This window comes from Pseudomonas abietaniphila, from assembly GCF_900100795.1.
Taxonomy (GTDB): Bacteria; Pseudomonadota; Gammaproteobacteria; order Pseudomonadales; family Pseudomonadaceae; genus Aquipseudomonas; species Aquipseudomonas abietaniphila.
On record NZ_FNCO01000010.1, the window covers coordinates 186,100 to 204,949 of the forward strand.

The following is an 18,850-nucleotide window of genomic DNA, read 5'->3' on the forward strand; positions in this document are numbered from 1 at the left end:
AATACAAAAAAGGCCGTCCTGCATGCCTCGCGTCAAGTCTCGCCTCGCCCTGCACATTGCTGTAGTCGTTTCCGGAGGCTTTGCTGCCGAGGCCATCGCCGTTCCGGCACCGCAGAACATCGTGATCAGCACACCCGGCCAGGCTGGCGTGGAACTGAGCGGCACCGACAAACTGACAGTGACCACCACCGGTGGCATCACGGCGAGCGGCAAGGCGGTCAGCTTCAAAGGCACAACCAGTGGAGCCGGCGTTGTCGTCGATAACAGCGGAACCATCACGTCCACCGGCGGGCGGGCGTTCGACAGCAGCGGTGACGAAACCGCAGCGCGCAACTATTCCATCACCAACCGCGCCGGCGCCACGATCAGTGGCTTTGACGACGCGTTGCGGATCAACAGCAACGTTCCCAGCGGCACCCTCCTGATTGATAACAGTGGCACCATTCGCTCGTCCACCGGCCAAGGCATTGACCTGGACGCGGTGCGCGGCGCGGGCGTGACCACGACCATCATCAACCGTGCAGGGGGACTGATCCGGGGCGAACTGAGCGACGGGATGAAAACCGGCGGCAATGCCACTGTCACCAACTATGGCGAGATCTCGTCTGGCGACTCGACCAACGCCGATCAGAAGTTCGACGGCGTGGACATCGACTCGGCGACGGGTGTCACGGTCAATAACTACGGCCTGATCTCGGGAGGGCGCCATGGGATCACCACCGATCTGGGCGCAACGCTGAACAATTTCGGGACGGTAATGGGTCGCAACGGCTCAGGCTTCGGCTCCGACGGCGTGGGCACAGTGATCAACTACGGCACCATCACCGGCAGCAACAATGGCCTGCAACCCAACGGTGACGGCGACGGCGTAGACATCGATCTGGTCGCCCACATCGAGAACTACGGCACCATCAAAGGCCTTGGCGCGAGCGGGGTCGACAAGAACGGCTTCGCCAACGGCAGCGAAGGTATCGCAGCAGGCGGCGGTTACCTCTACAACGCTGAAAAAGGACTGATCAGCAGTGTGGACAGCGCCATTCTGGTCGACGATGGAAGCGGCGGCTCTGGTGTCGCGGCCACGACGCTGATCAACCACGGCACGATCGAGGGCCTGGGCGGCTTCGGTGTGAAGCTGGTCGGCGACTTTGCCGACAGCGTGTTCAACGACGGCTTGATCAGCGGCAGCAATGGCCTGGCGCTGGACATGGGAGGCGGCAACGACACCCTGACGTTGGGTCACAACAGCCGCTTTGTCGGCTTGGTCGATGGCGGCACCGGCAACGACACCGTGATCATGGACGACGCACTCGGCGGCAGCTTCGGCGCCAGTCAGAACTTCGAAACCCTGCAGGTTCGCCAAGGCACCTGGACGCTGACCGGCCTTGGTGACTTCAGCCAAGGCGGCCGCGTGTCCAGCGGCGCCGAGCTGATCAACCAAGGCGGCATCGCAGGCAGCACGACGGTCGATCAAGGTGGCGTTTATGCAGGTGGTGGCATCGTCGGCGGTTTGAACGTCAACGGCACACTGGTCGCCAGCAAGTCCCTTGGCGCGGCGCAGGTCAACGGCAACCTGAACATGAGTCGCAGCTCCACTCTGGCCTTCGGCGCAGACGCGGATGGCAGCAGCGCCACGATCAAGGTCAGCGGCAACGCCAACCTCAACGGCGCTTCACTGGTGGTCAACGCCAGCCCTGGCACTTACCCGTGGCAGAGCCAGTACACCGTGCTGCAAGCGGGCAGCATCAGCGGCACCTTTGGCAGCGTCAGCAGCGACTATGCGTTCCTCACCCCGACGCTGAGCTATCAACCCACCCTCGTGGGCCTGACGTACACCCGTAACGATGTGGCATTCACCGATTACGCCAGCACCGGTAACGGCAATCAGGCCGCCACCAGCCTGGCATCGCTCGGCAAAAACAATGCGCTCTACAATGCACTCCTCAACACCAGCACGTCTTCTGCCGGTTCCGCCATTGAGCAACTGGCCGGCAGCAGCAACGCCAACCTCACCAGCGCGACACTGAGCGGCACCTCGCAGGTCGGTGCAACCATGATGTCGGCCATGCAGGGCATGAGCAATGGCTCAAGCCTGCTGGTTGGTATGGACGACAAGGACACCCCTGCCCTTGCCGCCACCGGCGTGCCCAATGCCGCGCGCAATCTGAACGACCCCAACGCACGCGGTCGTGTCTGGCTTCAGGGTATCGGCAGCTACGGCAAGCTCGACGGCGAACATGGCAGTGCAGGCCTGGAGCAGCGCACCAAAGGCAGCGTGCTGGGTGTGGACTGGTCGCTGACGCCTCTGTGGCGGATGGGTGTACTGGGCGGTTATTCACGCACCGACCTGGACAGCGCCGGCGTCGACGGCAAGGTCAACAGCTGGCATGTCGGCGCCTATGCGCAGCGTCAGGACGGCCCGCTTGCCCTGCGTCTGGGCGCGGCTTACAGCAATCACGACGGTGAGAGCAAACGCACCGTTCAATTCGACGGGTTCAGTGACCGACCAAAAGGCAACTACGACGCCGACAGCCAGCAGGCCTTTGCCGAGCTCGGGTATGCCATGGGCAGCGGGCGCCTCAATGTCGAACCGTTCGCCAATCTGGGTTATCAGCGCTACCACCGCGACCGCTATACCGAGAAAGGGGGTGCGGCCGCATTGAGCGTCGATGACCAGAGCCAGGACAATGTCAGCAGCACCTTCGGCGTACGTCTGGCACAGCTCAGTCAATTGGAGAACGGCATGAGCCTGACCCCACGTGGGAGCCTGGGGTGGCGCCATACCTACGGCGACGTCGACAGCGAAACCCGTCAGGCCTTCGTGCTCGGCGGCAGCGCTTTCAGCGTCGAAGGCACCGCGCTGGATCGTGACAGCCTGATGGTCGAAGCCGGACTCGACCTGGGCCTCTCCGCTCATCACACACTGAGCGTCGGCTACAACGGCGAACTGGGCAGCAACAGCCGCAACCATGCGCTGATGGGGCAATGGCAGATGAGCTTTTGATCAAGCAATCGCCACACCCTCTAGGCAGAAGCTGAATGCCTCACCCTTTCGCAGGCAAAAAAAAGAGGAGCCACGAGAGCTCCCCCAGAGGTAACCGTCAGCCTTTCCCGCGTCTGTGCGCGGGAGGCTGTTTATCGTTGCCGCATCGGGATCAACCTTCGATCTCGACCAGAATCTCGCCAGGGTTCACGCGATCGCCCTTGGCCACATGGATCGCGACGACCTTGCCGGAAACAGCGGCCTGGACCTCGGTTTCCATCTTCATCGCTTCCGTGATCAGCACGGCCTGACCGGCCTTGACCATGTCGCCTTCCTTGACCAGCACATCGACGATGTTGCCCGGCATGGTAGTGCTGACGTGGCCCGGCTTGCTGGCTTGGGCTCGTTTGCCGATGCCACCGCCGACGAACTCGTTAAGGGGTTCGAACACCACCTCTTCCGGCATGCCGTCGATGGACAGGTAGAAGTGGCGCTTGCCCTCGGCTTTGACGCCCACACCCGTGATGTCCACGCGGTAGCTTTCACCGTGCACGTCGATGACGAACTCGGTCGGAACGCCTTCACCGCTCGCCTTGGCCACGGTGCCCGGCTCTGGAATGGGCAACAGCGGTTCTGGTGTCAGCGTACCCGCTGCGCGTTCTTCGAGGAACTTGCGCCCAATGTCCGGGAACATCGCATAAGTCAGCACGTCTTCTTCGGATTTAGCCAGTGCGCCGATTTCGCCGCGCAGCTTGGTCATTTCAGGCTTCAACAGGTCGGCTGGACGCACGTCGATCAGCTCTTCGTTACCGATCGCCTGACGGCGCAGCTTCTCGTCGACCTGACCCGGCGCCTTGCCGTAACCGCCCGTGAGGTAAAGCTTCACTTCATTGGTGATGGTCTTGTAGCGCTCGCCAGCCAACACGTTGAAGAACGCTTGAGTACCGACGATCTGCGAGGTCGGGGTCACCAGTGGCGGGTAGCCGAGGTCCTTGCGAACACGGGGGATTTCAGCCAGCACTTCGCCCATGCGGTTCAGGGCGCCCTGCTCTTTGAGCTGGTTGGCGAGGTTGGAAATCATGCCGCCCGGCACTTGGTTGACCTGCACGCGCGTGTCGACTGCGGTGAATTCGCTCTCGAACTGGTGATATTTCTTACGCACCGCGTAGAAATACAGACCGATTTCCTGCAGCAGTTCCAGATCGAGTCCGGTATCGAATTCGCTGCCTTTCAGCGCGGCGACCATCGACTCCGTACCCGGATGGCTGGTGCCCCACGCGAAGCTCGAGATCGCGGTGTCGATATGATCAGCACCGTTTTCGATGGCTTTGAGTTGGCACATTGCAGCCAGGCCGGCCGTGTCGTGGGAGTGAATGAACACCGGCAACGACTGCTCGGCTTTAAGGGCTTTGACCAACTCGCCAGCCGCATAAGGGGTCAGCAGGCCCGCCATGTCTTTGATCGCGACGGAGTCGCAACCCATGGCTTCCATCTGTTTGGCCTGAGCGACAAAGGCTTCGACGGTATGAACCGGGCTTACGGTGTAAGCGATGGTGCCCTGAGCATGCTTGCCTGCGGCTTTTACGGCCTCAATGGCAACGCGCAGGTTACGCACATCGTTCATGGCATCGAAGATGCGGAACACGTCGATGCCGTTGACAGCGGCCTTGGCCACGAACGCCTTGACCACATCGTCGCTGTAATGGCGATAGCCCAGCAGGTTCTGACCACGCAACAGCATTTGCAGACGAGTGTTAGGTAATGCCGCTCGCAACTGGCGCAGACGCTCCCACGGATCTTCCTTCAAGAAACGCACGCAGGCGTCGAACGTTGCGCCGCCCCAGACTTCCAGTGACCAGTAGCCGACCTTGTCGAGCTTTTCGCAGATCGGCAGCATGTCCTCGGTGCGCATGCGGGTCGCCAGCAGCGATTGATGGGCGTCGCGCAGGATGGTGTCGGTAACGAAGATTTTCTTGGACATTTACGTGTTCCTCACAGGCCTGCATGGGCGGCAATGGCGGCGGCGATGGCCAGAGCCAGCTCTTCGGGTTTGCGCTTGATCGAGTAGTTGGTCAGTTCAGGGTGGCTTTCAACGAAGCTGGTGTTGAACTGGCCGCTGCGGAATTCCGGGTTGCGCAGGATTTCCTGGTAATACGCGGCGGTGGTTTTCACCCCTTGCAGGCGCATGTCGTCCAGCGCGCGCAGGCCACGGTCCATCGCCTCTTCCCAGGTCAGCGCCCAGACAATCAGCTTCAGGCACATGGAGTCGTAAAACGGCGGAATGGTGTAGCCGGTGTAGATCGCCGTGTCGGTGCGCACACCAGGCCCGCCGGGTGCGTAGTAACGGGTGATCTTGCCGAAGCTGGGCAGGAAGTTGTTCTTCGGGTCTTCGGCGTTAATCCGGAACTGCAACGCGAAACCACGGTGAATGATGTCTTCCTGCTTGACCGAAAGCGGCAGACCGGACGCAATGCGGATCTGCTCACGCACAATGTCGATGCCGGTGATTTCTTCGGTGATGGTGTGCTCGACCTGAACGCGGGTGTTCATCTCCATGAAGTACACCTCGCCCTCGGCGAGCAGGAACTCCACAGTCCCGGCGTTCTCGTAACCCACGGCTTTGGCCGCGCGTACTGACAGGTCGCCGATGTAGGCGCGTTGTTCAGGCGTCAACTGAGGACTTGGGGCAATCTCGATGAGCTTCTGGTTACGACGCTGAATCGAGCAGTCGCGTTCGAACAGGTGCACCACATTGCCGAAGCTGTCGCCCAGGATCTGAGCCTCGATGTGCTTGGGATTGACGATGCATTTTTCGAGGAAGACCTCGGCTTTGCCGAACGCTTTAGTCGCTTCGGAAATGACCCGGGGGAAAGCCTGCTCCAGTTCTTCACGGCTGTTGCAGCGACGAATGCCCCGACCGCCGCCACCCGAGGTGGCTTTGAGCATGACCGGATAGCCGATGCGATCGCCTTCCACCAGAGCCTCGGTGATGTCGGCAACGTTGCCTTCCGTGCCCGGCGTCACCGGCACACCGGCCTTGATCATGCTGCGGCGCGCTTCTGTCTTGTCGCCCATGCGACGAATCACTTCAGCGGACGGACCGATGAACCTGATTCCACGTTCAGCGCAAATCTCAGCCAGTTCGGCGTTTTCCGAGAGGAAGCCATAACCGGGATGCAGCGCATCGCAACCGGTTTCCACGGCCAGGTTCACCAACTTGCGCGGGTTCAGATAACCCTCGAGCGGTTCGGAACCGATGCCGTAAGCCTCATCCGCACGCTTCACATGGAGCGCATGGCGATCCGCGTCGGAATAGATCGCAACCGACCGAATGCCCATTTCGGCGCAAGCGCGCACGATACGAACAGCGATTTCTCCACGATTGGCGATCAGGATTTTTGTTATCACTGGCATTTCCTCGACCGATGAGCAGACGGACCGGAAACCCGGTCAGTACGTGGCGACATTCCGTTACTGCATGTTGCGTCGCAGCGATGGGGCCACCCTATGACGAATCAGCAATTAACAAAAATGAGTAAAAATTGGGTTAAACATAAGTAAAACCTTATAGTCACGCATTCAGCCATTTGCGGAGCGACCTGAAATTGCGTAAGTCATTGATGCGTATGACATTGCGTCAACTGCGAATCTTCAACGAGGTGTGCGATCTGCGTTCATACAGTCGCGCGGCCGAGGAAATGTCGCTCACGCAACCCGCGGTCAGCCTGCAGATTCGTCAACTGGAAGAGCTCATTGGCCAGCCGCTTTTCGAATACGTCGGCAAAAAGCTCTACCTGACCGAGGCCGCACAAGCGCTGCAGCTCGCCAGTCGCGACATCTTCGGACGGCTGGAAAACCTGGATATGCAGCTGTCTGACATGCAGGGATCACTGCAGGGGCAATTGAAGCTGGCGATTGAATCCAGCGCGAAATACTTCGTGCCGCACCTGTTTGCCGCGTTCAAGCGCCAGTACCCCGAAGTCATGCTCAATCTGACTGTAGTCAATCGTGCGCAAGTGATCCGCCGACTGTCTGATAACCGCGACGATCTGGTGGTGATGTCGATGGTGCCGCAGGACATGGGGCTGGAATTCTTGCCCTTCCTGAACAACCCCATTGTGGCGGTGGCGCGCCCGGACCATCCGTTGTGCCTGCTGCCCAACCCGGGGCTGAAGGACCTGGAAGGCCAGACACTGGTGGTTCGCGAACCGGGCTCGGGGACCCGCAAGGCGTGCGAAGAGTATTTCAAGGAAAAGCGCATCCACTTTGAGCACACGCTGGAAGTGTCGTCAGCGGAGGCGCAGCGCGAATGCGTGGTTGCGGGGTTGGGTGTTGCACTGCTGACGCGACATGCGCTGAGTCTGGAATTGGCCACCGGCACGCTGCAAGAGTTGCCAGTGGCCGAGTTGCCGCTGTATCGAAGCTGGTGCGTCGTGCAGGCGCGGGACAAGCGCCTGTCGCCGGTGGCTCACGCCTTCCTTGCGTTCATCCGCACCGAACGTGCGCAGATCAGCGAGGTAATGGGGCGCTTTGACGGCCACCTTCCGAAACGCTAGCGCCCTGCCAGAAGTTGGCCGAGGCGGCGTCGAGGTAGTCGCAGAGTTCCTGATTCAAGCGACGCTCTTCGGAGTACGTCTCGATCGCGCGTCGAAACGCCATACGGCGCTGGTCTTCCTGCTGGCGACGGGTCTTGACGCTGGAGGTGCTGTGCTGGTGCGAGTCATCGTAGTGCCGAGGCATATCCTGTCTCCCATTGCGTGTGCGGGAGTACAGAGTGGCCTTGAGCCGTGACGATCAGGTGGCGTAGGGGTTACAAGTTAGTGAACGCTGCGCAGCCAGCTGGCAATCGAATGCAGGAGCGCGAGCGCTCAATCCTCAGCGGACTTGATCGACTTCGGCGACAGACGCAGGCTGCGCAAGCTGCGCTTCACGCTTTTGAGGTGGTTGACCAGGCTCGGGCCACGGGCCATGGCAACGCCCATCGCCAGCACGTCGATGACCACCAGGTGCGCAATGCGCGAGGTCAGCGGGGTATAGATCTCAGTGTCTTCATGCACATCGATTGCGAGGTTGACCGTGGACAGCTCGGCCAACGGCGTCTGGCTTGGACACAAGGTGATCAGATTCGCGCCGCTCTCACGGACCAGGTTGGCGGTGATCAGAAGGTCTTTCGAACGCCCCGACTGAGAGATGCACACGGCAACGTCAGTAGGCTTGAGCGTCACAGCGGACATGGCTTGCATGTGCGGGTCGGAATACGAGGCCGCCGTCAGCAGGAGGCGGAAAAACTTGTGCTGCGCATCCGCCGCCACGGCGCCTGAAGCACCGAAACCGTAGAACTCGACCCGGTGCGCTGCGGCCATGACCGTCACCGCCGCTTGCAGGGCGTGGGGATCAAGCTTCTCCCGCACTTCCATCAACGTGTGCAACGTGGTGTCGAAGATCTTCAGGCTGTAGTCGGCGACCGAGTCGTCCTCGTGTATTGCGAACTGCCCGAAACTTGCGCCAGCCGCCAGACTTTGCGCGAGCTTGAGTTTCAAATCCTGAAAACCGGTGCAGCCGATGGCACGGCAAAAACGCACGATGGTGGGTTCGCTGATGCCAACGCTGTGGGCCAGATCGGCCATGGAGCTGTGCATCACGGCAGCCGGATCAAGCAGCACATGGTCGGCTACCTTGAGCTCTGACTTACGCAAGAGATGGCGGGACTGGGCAATGTGCTGCAACAGATTCAAAGGACAGGACTCAATAGAAGGATGGGCCGGGCTGTAGCTTTCTTGTAGTTATACTACATGACCTGCAAACCGCACAGCTAAACGAGTTTGCTGTTCGCAACCTATGAGTCTTGGATGACAGGTCGCCTTGCAGTGTAGGACTTTTCACGCGTGGCTCCAGGCGATGGCTTCACATTTGCGCAGGACATCGCCCATCGCACCGGCCTCCACCGGCCGACTGATCAAGTAGCCTTGTACCTCATCGCATTTGTGCTCTCTCAAGAACTCCAGCTGTTGAGCGTTCTCGACCCCTTCGGCCACCACCTTCAACTCCAGACTGTGCGCCATGGCGATGATCGCCCGGGTGATCGCTGCGTCCTCCGTGCCTTCGTTCAGACCCCGGATAAAAGCCTGGTCGATCTTCACGTAGTCCACAGGAAAACGTTTCAGATAGCTCAGTGACGAATAGCCCGTGCCGAAATCGTCGATGGCAAGCTTCACGCCCAGTTCTCGCAACTGCTGGAAAGTGCTGATGATGTGTTCGACGCTGTCCAGCAGCTGGCTTTCGGTCAGTTCGAGTTCGAGGTATTCGGGCATCAGTCCGGCCTCATCAAGCACTTGGCGCACGAGGCTCACCAGCTTGCCTTGACGCAATTGGTGCACGGACAGGTTCACCGACACACGGATAGGCGACAGGCCACTGCGCTGCCATTCCCGCGCCTGCAGACACGCCTGACGCAGCACGAACGCTCCGATGTCCGCGATCAGGCCCGTCTCTTCCGCAAGCCCGATGAACTCGCCGGGCGGCACCATGCCGCGAACCGGATGACGCCAGCGCACAAGCGCTTCCGCCGAGCTCAATCGCCCGGTCGCCAATTCAAGTTTGGGTTGATAGAACACCTCAAGCTGACCGTCCTCAATCGCGCGGCGCAACTGAATCTCCAGTTGCAGACGCTCCAGCGTTCGGGCCTGCAGGCTTTCGGTGTAGAACTGGAAATTATTCCCGCCCAGGTGCTTGGCATGCTGCATCGCCATGTTCGCTTGAGAAACCAGCGCGGCAATGTCCCGTGCCGAATCCGGCAGCAGCGCGATACCGATGGATGCACTGACCACCAGTTCGTGCCCGGACACCGATACCGGGGCACGCAACTTGGCCAATAGCCGCGTCGTCACGCGGGCCAGCGTGGTCAAATTGCCGTAGGTGTTGAACAGCACCGCAAACTCGTCAGCCGACAGGCGCGCAACCGTATCGGCCTCTGCCAGCTCAGCACTCAACCGACGTCCCACCAGACGCAGCAGCTGATCGGCGACGTCATGTCCCAGGCTGTCGTTAAGCAACTTGAAACGGTCGAGGTTGATGTGCAGCAAGGCCAGGTTTCGCCCGCCCAGACGTACGCGCTGGTTGGCCTCGCGTAACCGCTCATTGAACAACGAACGATTGGCCAGGCCCGTCAGTTCGTCGTAATGCGACAGGTAGCGCGTGCGCTCCTCGTATTGTCGTGCGAGCTCCCGATTGAGCGCTTCGCTTTTGGCCTGTGCCTGTTGCAGGTGTTCGATCAGCGCAAGGTTTTGAAAACGGCGCGTCAAGCCGCGCTGGATCAACCGGTTGACCTGCGCGGCGACCACGATCAGCGCCAACAGCAGAATTAATCCGAGCCAGCCCCAACCTCGCAACGGCACGTCGCCACCCCAGAACAGGTAGACAATCGGCGGTAACAGGCACGGGACGGTGAAGGTCAGAAACGCCGGAATGCTCGCAGCATAGGCCACGCTTGCGGATAACGAGGCAGCGCCAATCAGCCCGAAGACCCAGGCTTGCTGAATGAAGCTTTCAACTGGCACCAGCACCAACGCAGCACTGGACAAGGTCAGGCCGCTGACGCAGGCCCCGGCCAGGAACATGCGCGTCCAGATCGGCTGCGCCTGACGCTCGGGCGAGGCGGCACGAAAGGCCGCCACTTGCAGCACGCGCAGACAGACCAGCGCAGACAGACAGCCGACCCAGACGCTGACCAGCACGTAGCGCTCCGGGCTCCAGAGCAGCCAGGCGCAGAGCAAACCATTGATGAACATGAACAGGGTCGGCAGCAACGACCCCTGATAGAGAAGGCGTGTGCGCTCGACGGCAAGCTGGGTGGCGAACTGTTTGTGGATAACACGGCGTGTCGCCACAGAGTCGGCCGGGGCTTCTGAGCTGGGGGTCATGGCGGTTCTTATAATTAGTGAGCCTTGAACGTCAGCGGAGCATACACAAGCCACCGGAGAGACCAAACAGTCAGAAAATTAAATTGTATGGACGGTCGGATACCCGTCACACCTGCAGGACCGAGCTTGCCCGCGATGAGGGTGGACCGGTTACCGATGGTGTCGCCCCGAGACAGCAATCGCGGGCAAGCGCGCTCCTACAGTTTGAAGAAAGGCATAACTTTGCGACCGGCCAGCGTTAGAGTTTGCCCACACCATCCCGGCACCCTAGAATGCGCCGATGCGCGATGATCTCTCCCTTCTGCTTAATTCCCTCAACGATGCCCAACGTCAGGCCGTAGCCGCCTCCTTGGGTCGTCAGTTGGTCCTGGCCGGCGCTGGTTCCGGCAAAACCCGTGTGCTTGTGCACCGTATCGCCTGGCTGATGCAGGTCGAAAACGCTTCACCGCACTCGATCCTGTCGGTGACGTTCACCAACAAGGCCGCCGCCGAGATGCGCCACCGCATCGAGCAGTTGATGGGCATCAACCCGGCGGGCATGTGGGTCGGCACGTTCCACGGGCTGGCGCATCGCCTGCTGCGCGCACACTGGCAGGAAGCGGGTCTGAGCCAGACCTTCCAGATCCTCGACAGCGACGATCAACAACGCTTGGTCAAACGTGTGATTCGAGAAATGGGCCTGGACGAACAACGCTGGCCTGCACGCCAGGCGCAGTGGTTCATCAACGGGCAAAAGGATGAAGGGCTGCGCCCGAAACACATCCAGGCGTCTGGGGACTTGTTCCTCAGCACCATGAAATCGATCTACGAAAACTACGAAGCGGCCTGCCAGCGCGCGAGCGTCATCGACTTCTCCGAACTGCTGCTGCGGGCGCTGGATCTGTGGCGCGACAACAAAGGCTTGCTGGAACACTATCAACGTCGCTTCCGTCACATTCTGGTCGACGAGTTCCAGGACACCAACGCCGTGCAGTACGCCTGGCTACAACTGCTGGCCCGAGGCGGAGACAGCCTGATGGTGGTCGGCGACGACGACCAGTCGATTTACGGCTGGCGCGGGGCGAAGATCGAGAACATTCATCAGTATTCCGATGACTTCCCGGACACCGAAGTCATTCGTCTGGAGCAGAACTACCGCTCCACCGCGAGCATCCTGAAAGCTGCCAACGGCCTGATCGTCAACAACAGCGGCCGCCTGGGCAAAGAGCTGTGGACGGATGTCGGCGATGGCGAACTGATCAGCCTGTATGCCGCCTTCAACGAACACGACGAAGCGCGCTACGTAGTCGAAACCATCGAGAGCGCGATCAAGACCGGCATGTCGCGCAGCGATATCGCCATTCTGTATCGCTCCAACGCCCAATCGCGGGTGCTGGAAGAAGCCTTGCTTCGCGAACGCATTCCGTACCGCATCTATGGCGGCCAGCGCTTCTTCGAACGTGCCGAAATCAAGAACGCCATGGCGTATCTGCGCCTGCTGGAAGGTCGCGGCAACGACTCGGCGCTGGAACGCGTGATTAACGTCCCGCCGCGCGGTATCGGTGAAAAGACCGTCGAGGCGATCCGCGAACACGCGCGGCACTCTGACGTGTCGATGTGGGAAGCCATGCGCTTGCTGGTCGCCAACAAGGGCTTGACCGGCCGCGCGGCCGGCGCGCTCGGTGCCTTTATAGAGCTGATCGAAAACCTGTCGGCCAAGGTCATGGAGATGCCGCTTCACCTGATGACCCAGACCGTGATCGAACAATCCGGGCTGATCACGTATCACCAGGAAGAAAAAGGCGAAAAGGGCCAGGCACGGGTAGAAAACCTTGAGGAACTGGTCAGCGCCGCGCGTGCCTTCGAGACCAGCGAGGACGAGGAAGACCTGACGCCACTGGCAGCGTTCCTCGGCCATGCCTCATTGGAAGCCGGCGACACGCAGGCAGATGAGCACGAAGACAGCATTCAGTTGATGACGCTGCACAGCGCCAAGGGCCTCGAGTTCCCGTATGTCTTCCTGGTCGGGATGGAAGAAGGCCTGTTCCCGCACAAGATGAGCCTCGAAGAACCAGGCCGTCTTGAAGAAGAGCGCCGCCTGGCGTACGTCGGTATCACGCGGGCGATGCAGCACCTGGTGCTGACGTACGCCGAAACCCGCCGCCTCTACGGCAGCGAGACCTACAACAAGGTGTCGCGCTTCGTACGCGAGGTTCCGCCGAACCTGATTCAGGAAGTGCGGCTGTCCAACAGCGTGACGCGTCCTTTCGGTGGCTCCAAAACCATGGCGCCTAGCCGTCTGTTTGACGGCGAAGGCATCCCGCAGAGCCAGTTCTCGCTGGGGCAGCGCGTACAACACGCAGTCTTCGGCGAGGGCGTGATCCTCAATTTCGAAGGCGCGGGTGCCCAGGCGCGGGTTCAGGTGAATTTCGCCGAAGGCAGCAAATGGTTGATGCTGGGTTACGCGAAGCTGGAGCCGGTTTGAGCCGTCGCTGATACCGCGCAAAATCTGTGGGAGCCAATTCATTCGCCAGAGGCCAGTACAGCCGATAGAGATTCAGAGGCTGACAAACCCCGTCGCGAATGAATTCGCTTCCACAAAGGGTTCGCCTGATTGCAGGTAATCAGTCGCCGGACACCCCTTCCCACTTGCATTCCTACATCCGGCCCCCATCTTTCCTACAGAACTTTCTTCACCGGCCTACAACCCAAGTATTACAGGCGCTTTGAAGATCCACGCAAAAGCCGGAAACATATGGCCGCTGGTCAGACACATTTGTCCTGTTCAATATGGCGCGCGTGCAATCCACAAACGGGAATTCCCAATATGCAACGTTTTCTAAGCATCGCTTTGGCGCTGGTCATCGGGCTCACCATGAGCCTGGATGCCAACGCCGCGCGTTTCGGTGGTGGCAAGAGCATGGGCTCGGCGCCAAGTCACCAGGCGCGCCAAACAGCTCCTTCCGCTCCTGCCGCCGCGCCTAACGCCGCCGGCCGTCCTGCTGCTGCTGCAGGCGGTGCTTCCAAATGGCTGGGCCCACTGGCCGGTATCGCTGCAGGCGGCCTGTTGGCCTCCATGTTCATGGGCGGTGGTTTCCAGGGCATGCAGTTCTTCGACATCCTGATCATGGCCATCATCGCCTTCGTGATCTTCCGCTTCATCGCGGCACGTCGACGCAAACAGCAGCAGCCGCAAATGGCTCCAGCGGGCGCGCCGTACCAGCGTGAAACCTTCGAGCAGCCTCAACAGACCAACTCGATGTTCGGGGGCTCGCCTGCAGCAGCAGCGCGTCCAGTGATCAGCGCACCGGCCTGGTTCAACGAGGAGCGCTTCCTTGAAGCCGCGCGTACGCACTTCCAGTCGCTGCAACAGCACTGGGATGCGAACGAAATGGACAAGATCGCCGAGTTCGTGACCCCACAAATGCTGCAGTTCCTGAAAAAAGAACGTGCGGACCTGGGTGACGGCTTCCAGTCGACCTACATCGACAACCTGACCGTGCAACTGGACGGTCTGGACGATCGCGCCGACAAGACCATCGCGACCCTGACCTTCAACGGTGTGTCGAAGACCTCGCGCTTTGACCAGGGCGAAGTGTTCAGCGAAAGCTGGAACATGGAACGCGCGCCTGGCGACAACCAGCCTTGGCTGGTGGCAGGTATCCGCCAGAACGGCTGAAACTCTGAGGCACCGTTCTAGTCAAAACCCCGAACTTGTTTCGGGGTTTTGTTTTTGGAACGGCGCAGTTAATTTGGTGATGCCCTTGAGCTACTGTATAACCCGCGCAAACCGTTAGAGGATCCACGTCGTGGAAGAAGTCATCGAACAACTCCGTGAAGCCAATGAGCCGGTTCCCGTCCCGCTTGAGCTGCCGGACGAAGATCAGCTTGTCGAGATCGAAGAAGAGCTGTTCATCAACATCCCTTTTGTCTTCAAAGAGTTCCTGCTGACCGTCAGTGACGTGGTTTACGGCAGCCTGGAGCCGGTGACTGTCACCGACGCTAGCTTGCACACCTACTTACCGGAAGTGGCAGCTAATGCCTGGGATGCCGGTGTACCGCGCGACCTGATCCCGATCTGTCAGGACGGCGAGGACTATTACTGCGTCGAGGAAGACGGCACCGTGGTGCTGTGGTCCGGCGAAGAAGAACTCGTCACCGAAGAAAGCTGGGAATCGGTCTGGCACTGGGCGCGGGACGTCTGGCTGGAAAGCTGAGACCCGCACCGCTCATCCATGAGCCCTCTGAGCTTAACGCTCCGAAGGCTCCTGATGATTCCCCAGCGTTTCCAGCAGCGCGATCTGCATGCGTGTGTGCACGCGTATGAACCACCGCCATAGCACCGCAGCGACGACCGCCGCGACCAGTACGATCAGCATTAGCCATTCACTGGTCGGCAGCATGCTCGCCGAGAGCAACGCGATCAGCAAGAAAATCACCACCAGCGACAGCAGCGGAATCACCTCGGCGATCACCCGTCGCACGCGTGCAGTATGCCGGCCCGCCATCTCAGGCTTGACGCCCATTTCAGCCAACAGCATCGACAGTGCTTTGAGCTTGCGATACGCCGCAATCAGAAACGGCAACGACAGCAGGAGCGAAGCGCCCCATATCCAGGCTTTTTGCTGACCCACCTCACTGACCCACTCACTGAAATAGTCGCCAATTCGCTCGGCGAAATACGCACTGCAGAAGAAAATCGCCACCACCAGGGCCAGATTCACGCCGACCTGCAGCAGGATCTTGCGGATCATCGACGCAAGCAATGCGCCTTGTCCTTGTGGCTGAATGCTGCGCAGCCATTCCCCGTAGAGACCGAACACCCGGGCCACACGCGTCGGAACGATGGCGGCGAGTGAGTGAGACAGCGGATCCGCTGCCCTGATCAGATAAGGCGTGAGCAGTGTGGTAATCGCCGACACTGCCACGGCGACCGGATAAAGGAAGTCACTGGTGACCTGAAGCGTCATCCCCAGCGCCGCGATGATGAACGAGAACTCACCGATCTGTGACAGCCCCATGCCCACGCGCAGTGAGGTCTTGCCGTCGTTACCGGCAATGAACGCGCCCAGGCCGCAGGACAGCATCTTGCCCAGTACAACGGCGACGGTGATCACAACAATGGGCCAGGCGTAATCAAGCAGGATCTGCGGGTCGATCATCAAGCCGATCGCCACGAAGAAGATCGCGCTGAACATGTCCCGAATGGGTTCGACCAAGTGCTCGATCTTCGCCAGTTGTTTCGATTCAGCCATGATTGCGCCTATCAGGAACGCGCCAAGCACCATGCTGTATTCGAGTTTGACCACCAGCAGGCAGAAGCCAAAACACAGGCCTAGCACGGTCACCAGCAGCATCTCGTTACTTTCGAATTTCGCCACATATGCCAGCAGGCGTGGCACCAGCAAAATGCCAATGACCAGCGCGACGATCATGAACAGCGACAGCTTGCCGACCGTGGAAAACACTTCTCCGGAGCTGACAGTGCCGCTGACGGCAATCCCTGAGAGCAGTGCGATGATGCCGATACCGAGAATGTCTTCGACGATCAGCACACCAAATATCAACTGCGCAAAACGCTGGTTCTTCATTTTCAGGTCGTTGAGCGCTTTGACGATGATGGTGGTGGAAGAAATGGCGAGGATCGCACCCAGGAACAGCGAATCCATGGTGCTCCAGCCGAAGAACTGGCCGATTTCGTAACCAATCCAGATCATCAGCATGATTTCGAGGAATGCCGCGATAAACGCCGTGGCACCGACCTTGAACAGTTTGCGCAGACTGAATTCCAGTCCCAGGCAGAACATCAGGAAGATCACGCCCAGTTCGGCGAGGGTCTTGATGGTGTCTTCATCGTGGATAAGGCCGAACGGCGGCGTATGCGGACCAATGATGAAGCCCGCCACGATGTACCCCAGCACGACCGGCTGTTTGAGCCGGTGGAACAACACGGTGACCACGCCAGCCACCAGCATGATAACGGCCAGGTCCTGAATGAAACTGATGGCATGCATGGGCGCGGACTCCTTGTAACGAACCGTGAAGATGCGCGTTTCTGCCGAAAAGACGGACGCCTGCTGTACGAAAAGTCGCCAGCAAGGCCAGAAAAGGCTTATCAAAACGCAGGAAATACCCCATCCAAGGGTTTTCGCAGGTTAACACCGCACAAAAGCGGATAAAGCCGGTGCAATATATGGAAACAGATAGGCAACAGGCGTGACGGCAGGCCAACTGTCAGCGTCCCGATAATGTGGGTCTTGATGACCGATTTGCATCGAGCACCGAAACAGGTGCCAATTTTTCTGACTCAACTGACCGTGAGCACGCTATGGAACCCGGAAACGCCCAGCTGTCGATGACTGTATTGATGACCCCGGACATGGCCAACTTTTCTGGCAACGTGCACGGCGGCACCCTTCTCAAGTACCTCGACGAAGTCGCTTACGCTTGCGCAAGCCGTTACGCCGGTCGCTATGTAGTGACTCTGTCGGTAGATCAGGTGATTTTCCGCGAGCCGATACATGTCGGCGAGCTGGTGACCTTCCTGGCGTCGGTCAATTACACCGGCAATACGTCCATGGAAGTCGGCATCAAAGTGGTGACCGAGAACATCCGCGAGCGCTCGGTGCGTCACACCAATAGCTGCTTCTTCACCATGGTGGCGGTGGACGATCAACGCAAACCGGCGAGCGTACCGCCGCTGAGCCCACAGACCAGCGAAGACAAACGCCGCTACGTGCAAGCGCAACAGCGTCGCCAGATTCGTCAGGAACTGGAAAAGCGTTATCGCGAGATCAGGGAAGACGGGGTTTGATTCTCAGACTCAAGTCGATGGCGAGATAAATGTAGGAGCGTGGCTTGTCCCGCGATCTGCCGGGCACCGGCAGCAGAAACGTTGTGTGCAGTCTGTGAGAACGAACGCGTGAAACGGATTTACGGCGGGTGCCCCGCCGATCGCGGGACAAGCCACGCTCCTACAGACCATTGTGTTACAGGCGAGTCGCTTCAAACTTGACCCGCGGGTGCGCGATCCGATCCTGCGCCCGGATCAGCTCAAGCTCATAACTGCCGCAGGCCTGAGTTTCCAGCAGCACTTCGTGCACTGCCGAGGCGGTGTATTCAAACGCACTGCGCAGGTCTTCGCCCAACAACACCTTGGACAGGAAAAGACCGGACGTCAGATCGCCCACGCCCACGGGTTGCCGGGGGAACGCCAGCAACGGTCGGCGCAGGTGCCAGCTTTCGTGCTCGGTCACCAAGAGCATCTCAAACCCATCGGCAGGCTTTCCCGGATAATCCAGGTGTTTGACGATAATCGCCTTCGGACCTCTCGCCAGCAGCGCCCGAGCCATCGCCAGACAGTCGAGCAGCGACGAGGGCTTTCGACCCGAGAAACTGTCCAGTTCCAGCTGATTCGGGCATAGAAAGTCAGCCACTGCCGCCGCTTCATCCAAGAGGAAATCGCTGACTTCTTGCGGCACGATGCAGCCTTTCTCTGGATGACCCATCACTGGATCGCACAGGTAAAGCGCACGGGGATTGGCGCGCTTGATGTGCTCGACGGCCGTCAGAATCGCTCGCCCCTGCGCGGCGCTGCCCAGATAGCCGGACAGTACGGCGTCGCAATTTCCCAATTCCCCAATCGCCGCGATCCCGTCGACCAGCGCCGGAATCTGCTGCGGCGCCAACACTTCACCCGCCCAGTGCCCATACTGAGTGTGGTTGGAGAACTGCACAGTGTTCAGAGGCCAGACATTGATGCCGATACGCTGCATAGGAAACACGGCCGCGCTGTTGCCGGCGTGCCCGAAAACCACGTGTGACTGGATGGCGAGTAGGTGAGGCGAACGTTTCATGACAGGTTCCTGAAGCCGGGACAGCACAGTAGTAGCGAAGCCGGACGAAGTGAAGCGAAATTAAGCTATCGGACTATGGCTGTCAGTCACCTGACGCAGTTAAGCTGGACATCTTC

Annotated in this window: 13 protein-coding genes; 6 read left to right on the top strand and 7 right to left on the bottom strand. The window is 59.8% G+C overall.

The window, feature by feature from the left end:
* Positions 1-22: 22 nt before the first annotated feature.
* On the top strand, positions 23-3,001 hold the full coding sequence (locus BLS87_RS19920; RefSeq protein ID WP_074754813.1) for an autotransporter outer membrane beta-barrel domain-containing protein: 2,979 nt from the start codon (positions 23-25) through the stop codon (positions 2,999-3,001).
* Positions 3,002-3,152: 151 nt separating this feature from the next.
* Here BLS87_RS19920 and oadA read toward each other — a convergent pair whose 3' ends face one another.
* Positions 3,153-4,961, bottom strand: a complete 1,809-nt coding sequence (gene oadA / locus BLS87_RS19925; protein WP_074754815.1) for a sodium-extruding oxaloacetate decarboxylase subunit alpha — start codon at positions 4,959-4,961, stop codon at positions 3,153-3,155.
* 11 nt (positions 4,962-4,972) lie between these two features.
* A complete protein-coding gene (locus BLS87_RS19930) occupies positions 4,973-6,388 on the bottom strand; it encodes an acetyl-CoA carboxylase biotin carboxylase subunit (protein ID WP_074754817.1) in 1,416 nt (471 codons plus the stop codon).
* A gap of 197 nt (positions 6,389-6,585) precedes the next feature.
* On the opposite strand from BLS87_RS19930, the gene BLS87_RS19935 reads away from it, so the two are divergent.
* The gene (locus BLS87_RS19935) at positions 6,586-7,536 is read left to right on the top strand and encodes a LysR family transcriptional regulator (protein ID WP_074754963.1); all 951 of its coding nucleotides are present in this window, start codon (positions 6,586-6,588) and stop codon (positions 7,534-7,536) included.
* Here the strand turns inward: BLS87_RS19935 and BLS87_RS19940 are convergent.
* The 3 genes from BLS87_RS19940 to BLS87_RS19950 all read right to left on the bottom strand — a co-directional run bounded on the left by BLS87_RS19940 (position 7,490) and on the right by BLS87_RS19950 (position 10,899).
* Positions 7,490-7,720: a PA3496 family putative envelope integrity protein gene (locus BLS87_RS19940; protein ID WP_074754819.1), complete on the bottom strand. Its 231-nt coding sequence runs from the start codon at positions 7,718-7,720 to the stop codon at positions 7,490-7,492. The genes BLS87_RS19935 and BLS87_RS19940 overlap by 47 nt on opposite strands.
* A gap of 128 nt (positions 7,721-7,848) precedes the next feature.
* The gene (gene hexR, locus BLS87_RS19945; protein ID WP_074754821.1) at positions 7,849-8,715 is read right to left on the bottom strand and encodes a transcriptional regulator HexR; all 867 of its coding nucleotides are present in this window, start codon (positions 8,713-8,715) and stop codon (positions 7,849-7,851) included.
* Between the two features lie 144 nt (positions 8,716-8,859).
* Positions 8,860-10,899: a putative bifunctional diguanylate cyclase/phosphodiesterase gene (locus BLS87_RS19950; RefSeq protein WP_074754823.1), complete on the bottom strand. Its 2,040-nt coding sequence runs from the start codon at positions 10,897-10,899 to the stop codon at positions 8,860-8,862.
* Positions 10,900-11,179: 280 nt separating this feature from the next.
* Here BLS87_RS19950 and uvrD point away from each other — a divergent pair, with 280 nt between their 5' ends.
* The 3 genes from uvrD (at position 11,180) to BLS87_RS19965 (ending at position 15,095) form a co-directional block, all read left to right on the top strand.
* Positions 11,180-13,363 (top strand): DNA helicase II, encoded by a 2,184-nt coding sequence (uvrD, locus tag BLS87_RS19955; protein ID WP_074754825.1) that lies wholly within the window; start codon positions 11,180-11,182, stop codon positions 13,361-13,363.
* 342 nt (positions 13,364-13,705) lie between these two features.
* Complete coding sequence (locus tag BLS87_RS19960) at positions 13,706-14,557, top strand: Tim44 domain-containing protein (RefSeq protein WP_074754827.1); 852 nt, start codon at positions 13,706-13,708, stop codon at positions 14,555-14,557.
* Between the two features lie 130 nt (positions 14,558-14,687).
* Positions 14,688-15,095 carry an SMI1/KNR4 family protein gene (locus BLS87_RS19965; protein WP_074754829.1) on the top strand — a complete coding sequence of 136 codons (408 nt, stop codon included), beginning with the start codon at positions 14,688-14,690 and terminating at the stop codon, positions 15,093-15,095.
* A 33-nt stretch (positions 15,096-15,128) separates the two neighbouring features.
* Here the strand turns inward: BLS87_RS19965 and BLS87_RS19970 are convergent, their stop codons facing one another.
* Positions 15,129-16,892 (bottom strand): cation:proton antiporter, encoded by a 1,764-nt coding sequence (locus BLS87_RS19970; protein WP_074754831.1) that lies wholly within the window; start codon positions 16,890-16,892, stop codon positions 15,129-15,131.
* Positions 16,893-17,206: 314 nt separating this feature from the next.
* Here BLS87_RS19970 and BLS87_RS19975 point away from each other — a divergent pair, with 314 nt between their 5' ends.
* Complete coding sequence (locus BLS87_RS19975) at positions 17,207-17,692, top strand: acyl-CoA thioesterase (RefSeq protein ID WP_062379916.1); 486 nt, start codon at positions 17,207-17,209, stop codon at positions 17,690-17,692.
* Between the two features lie 175 nt (positions 17,693-17,867).
* Here the strand turns inward: BLS87_RS19975 and pdxY are convergent, their stop codons facing one another.
* Positions 17,868-18,734, bottom strand: coding sequence for a pyridoxal kinase PdxY (gene pdxY / locus BLS87_RS19980; RefSeq protein ID WP_074754833.1), 867 nt, complete (start codon positions 18,732-18,734; stop codon positions 17,868-17,870).
* Positions 18,735-18,850: the final 116 nt, after the last annotated feature.

Bases quoted from the DNA above. Each gene is read 5' to 3' on its own strand.
- BLS87_RS19920 (WP_074754813.1), top strand. From the start codon at position 23: ATGCCTCGCGTCAAGTCTCGCCTCGCCCTGCACATTGCTGTAGTCGTT.
- oadA (WP_074754815.1), bottom strand. From the start codon at position 4,961: ATGTCCAAGAAAATCTTCGTTACCGACACCATCCTGCGCGACGCCCAT.
- BLS87_RS19940 (WP_074754819.1), bottom strand. From the start codon at position 7,720: ATGCCTCGGCACTACGATGACTCGCACCAGCACAGCACCTCCAGCGTC.
- BLS87_RS19950 (WP_074754823.1), bottom strand. From the start codon at position 10,899: ATGACCCCCAGCTCAGAAGCCCCGGCCGACTCTGTGGCGACACGCCGT.
- uvrD (WP_074754825.1), top strand. From the start codon at position 11,180: ATGCGCGATGATCTCTCCCTTCTGCTTAATTCCCTCAACGATGCCCAA.
- BLS87_RS19960 (WP_074754827.1), top strand. From the start codon at position 13,706: ATGCAACGTTTTCTAAGCATCGCTTTGGCGCTGGTCATCGGGCTCACC.
- BLS87_RS19970 (WP_074754831.1), bottom strand. From the start codon at position 16,892: ATGCATGCCATCAGTTTCATTCAGGACCTGGCCGTTATCATGCTGGTG.
- BLS87_RS19975 (WP_062379916.1), top strand. From the start codon at position 17,207: ATGGAACCCGGAAACGCCCAGCTGTCGATGACTGTATTGATGACCCCG.
- pdxY (WP_074754833.1), bottom strand. From the start codon at position 18,734: ATGAAACGTTCGCCTCACCTACTCGCCATCCAGTCACACGTGGTTTTC.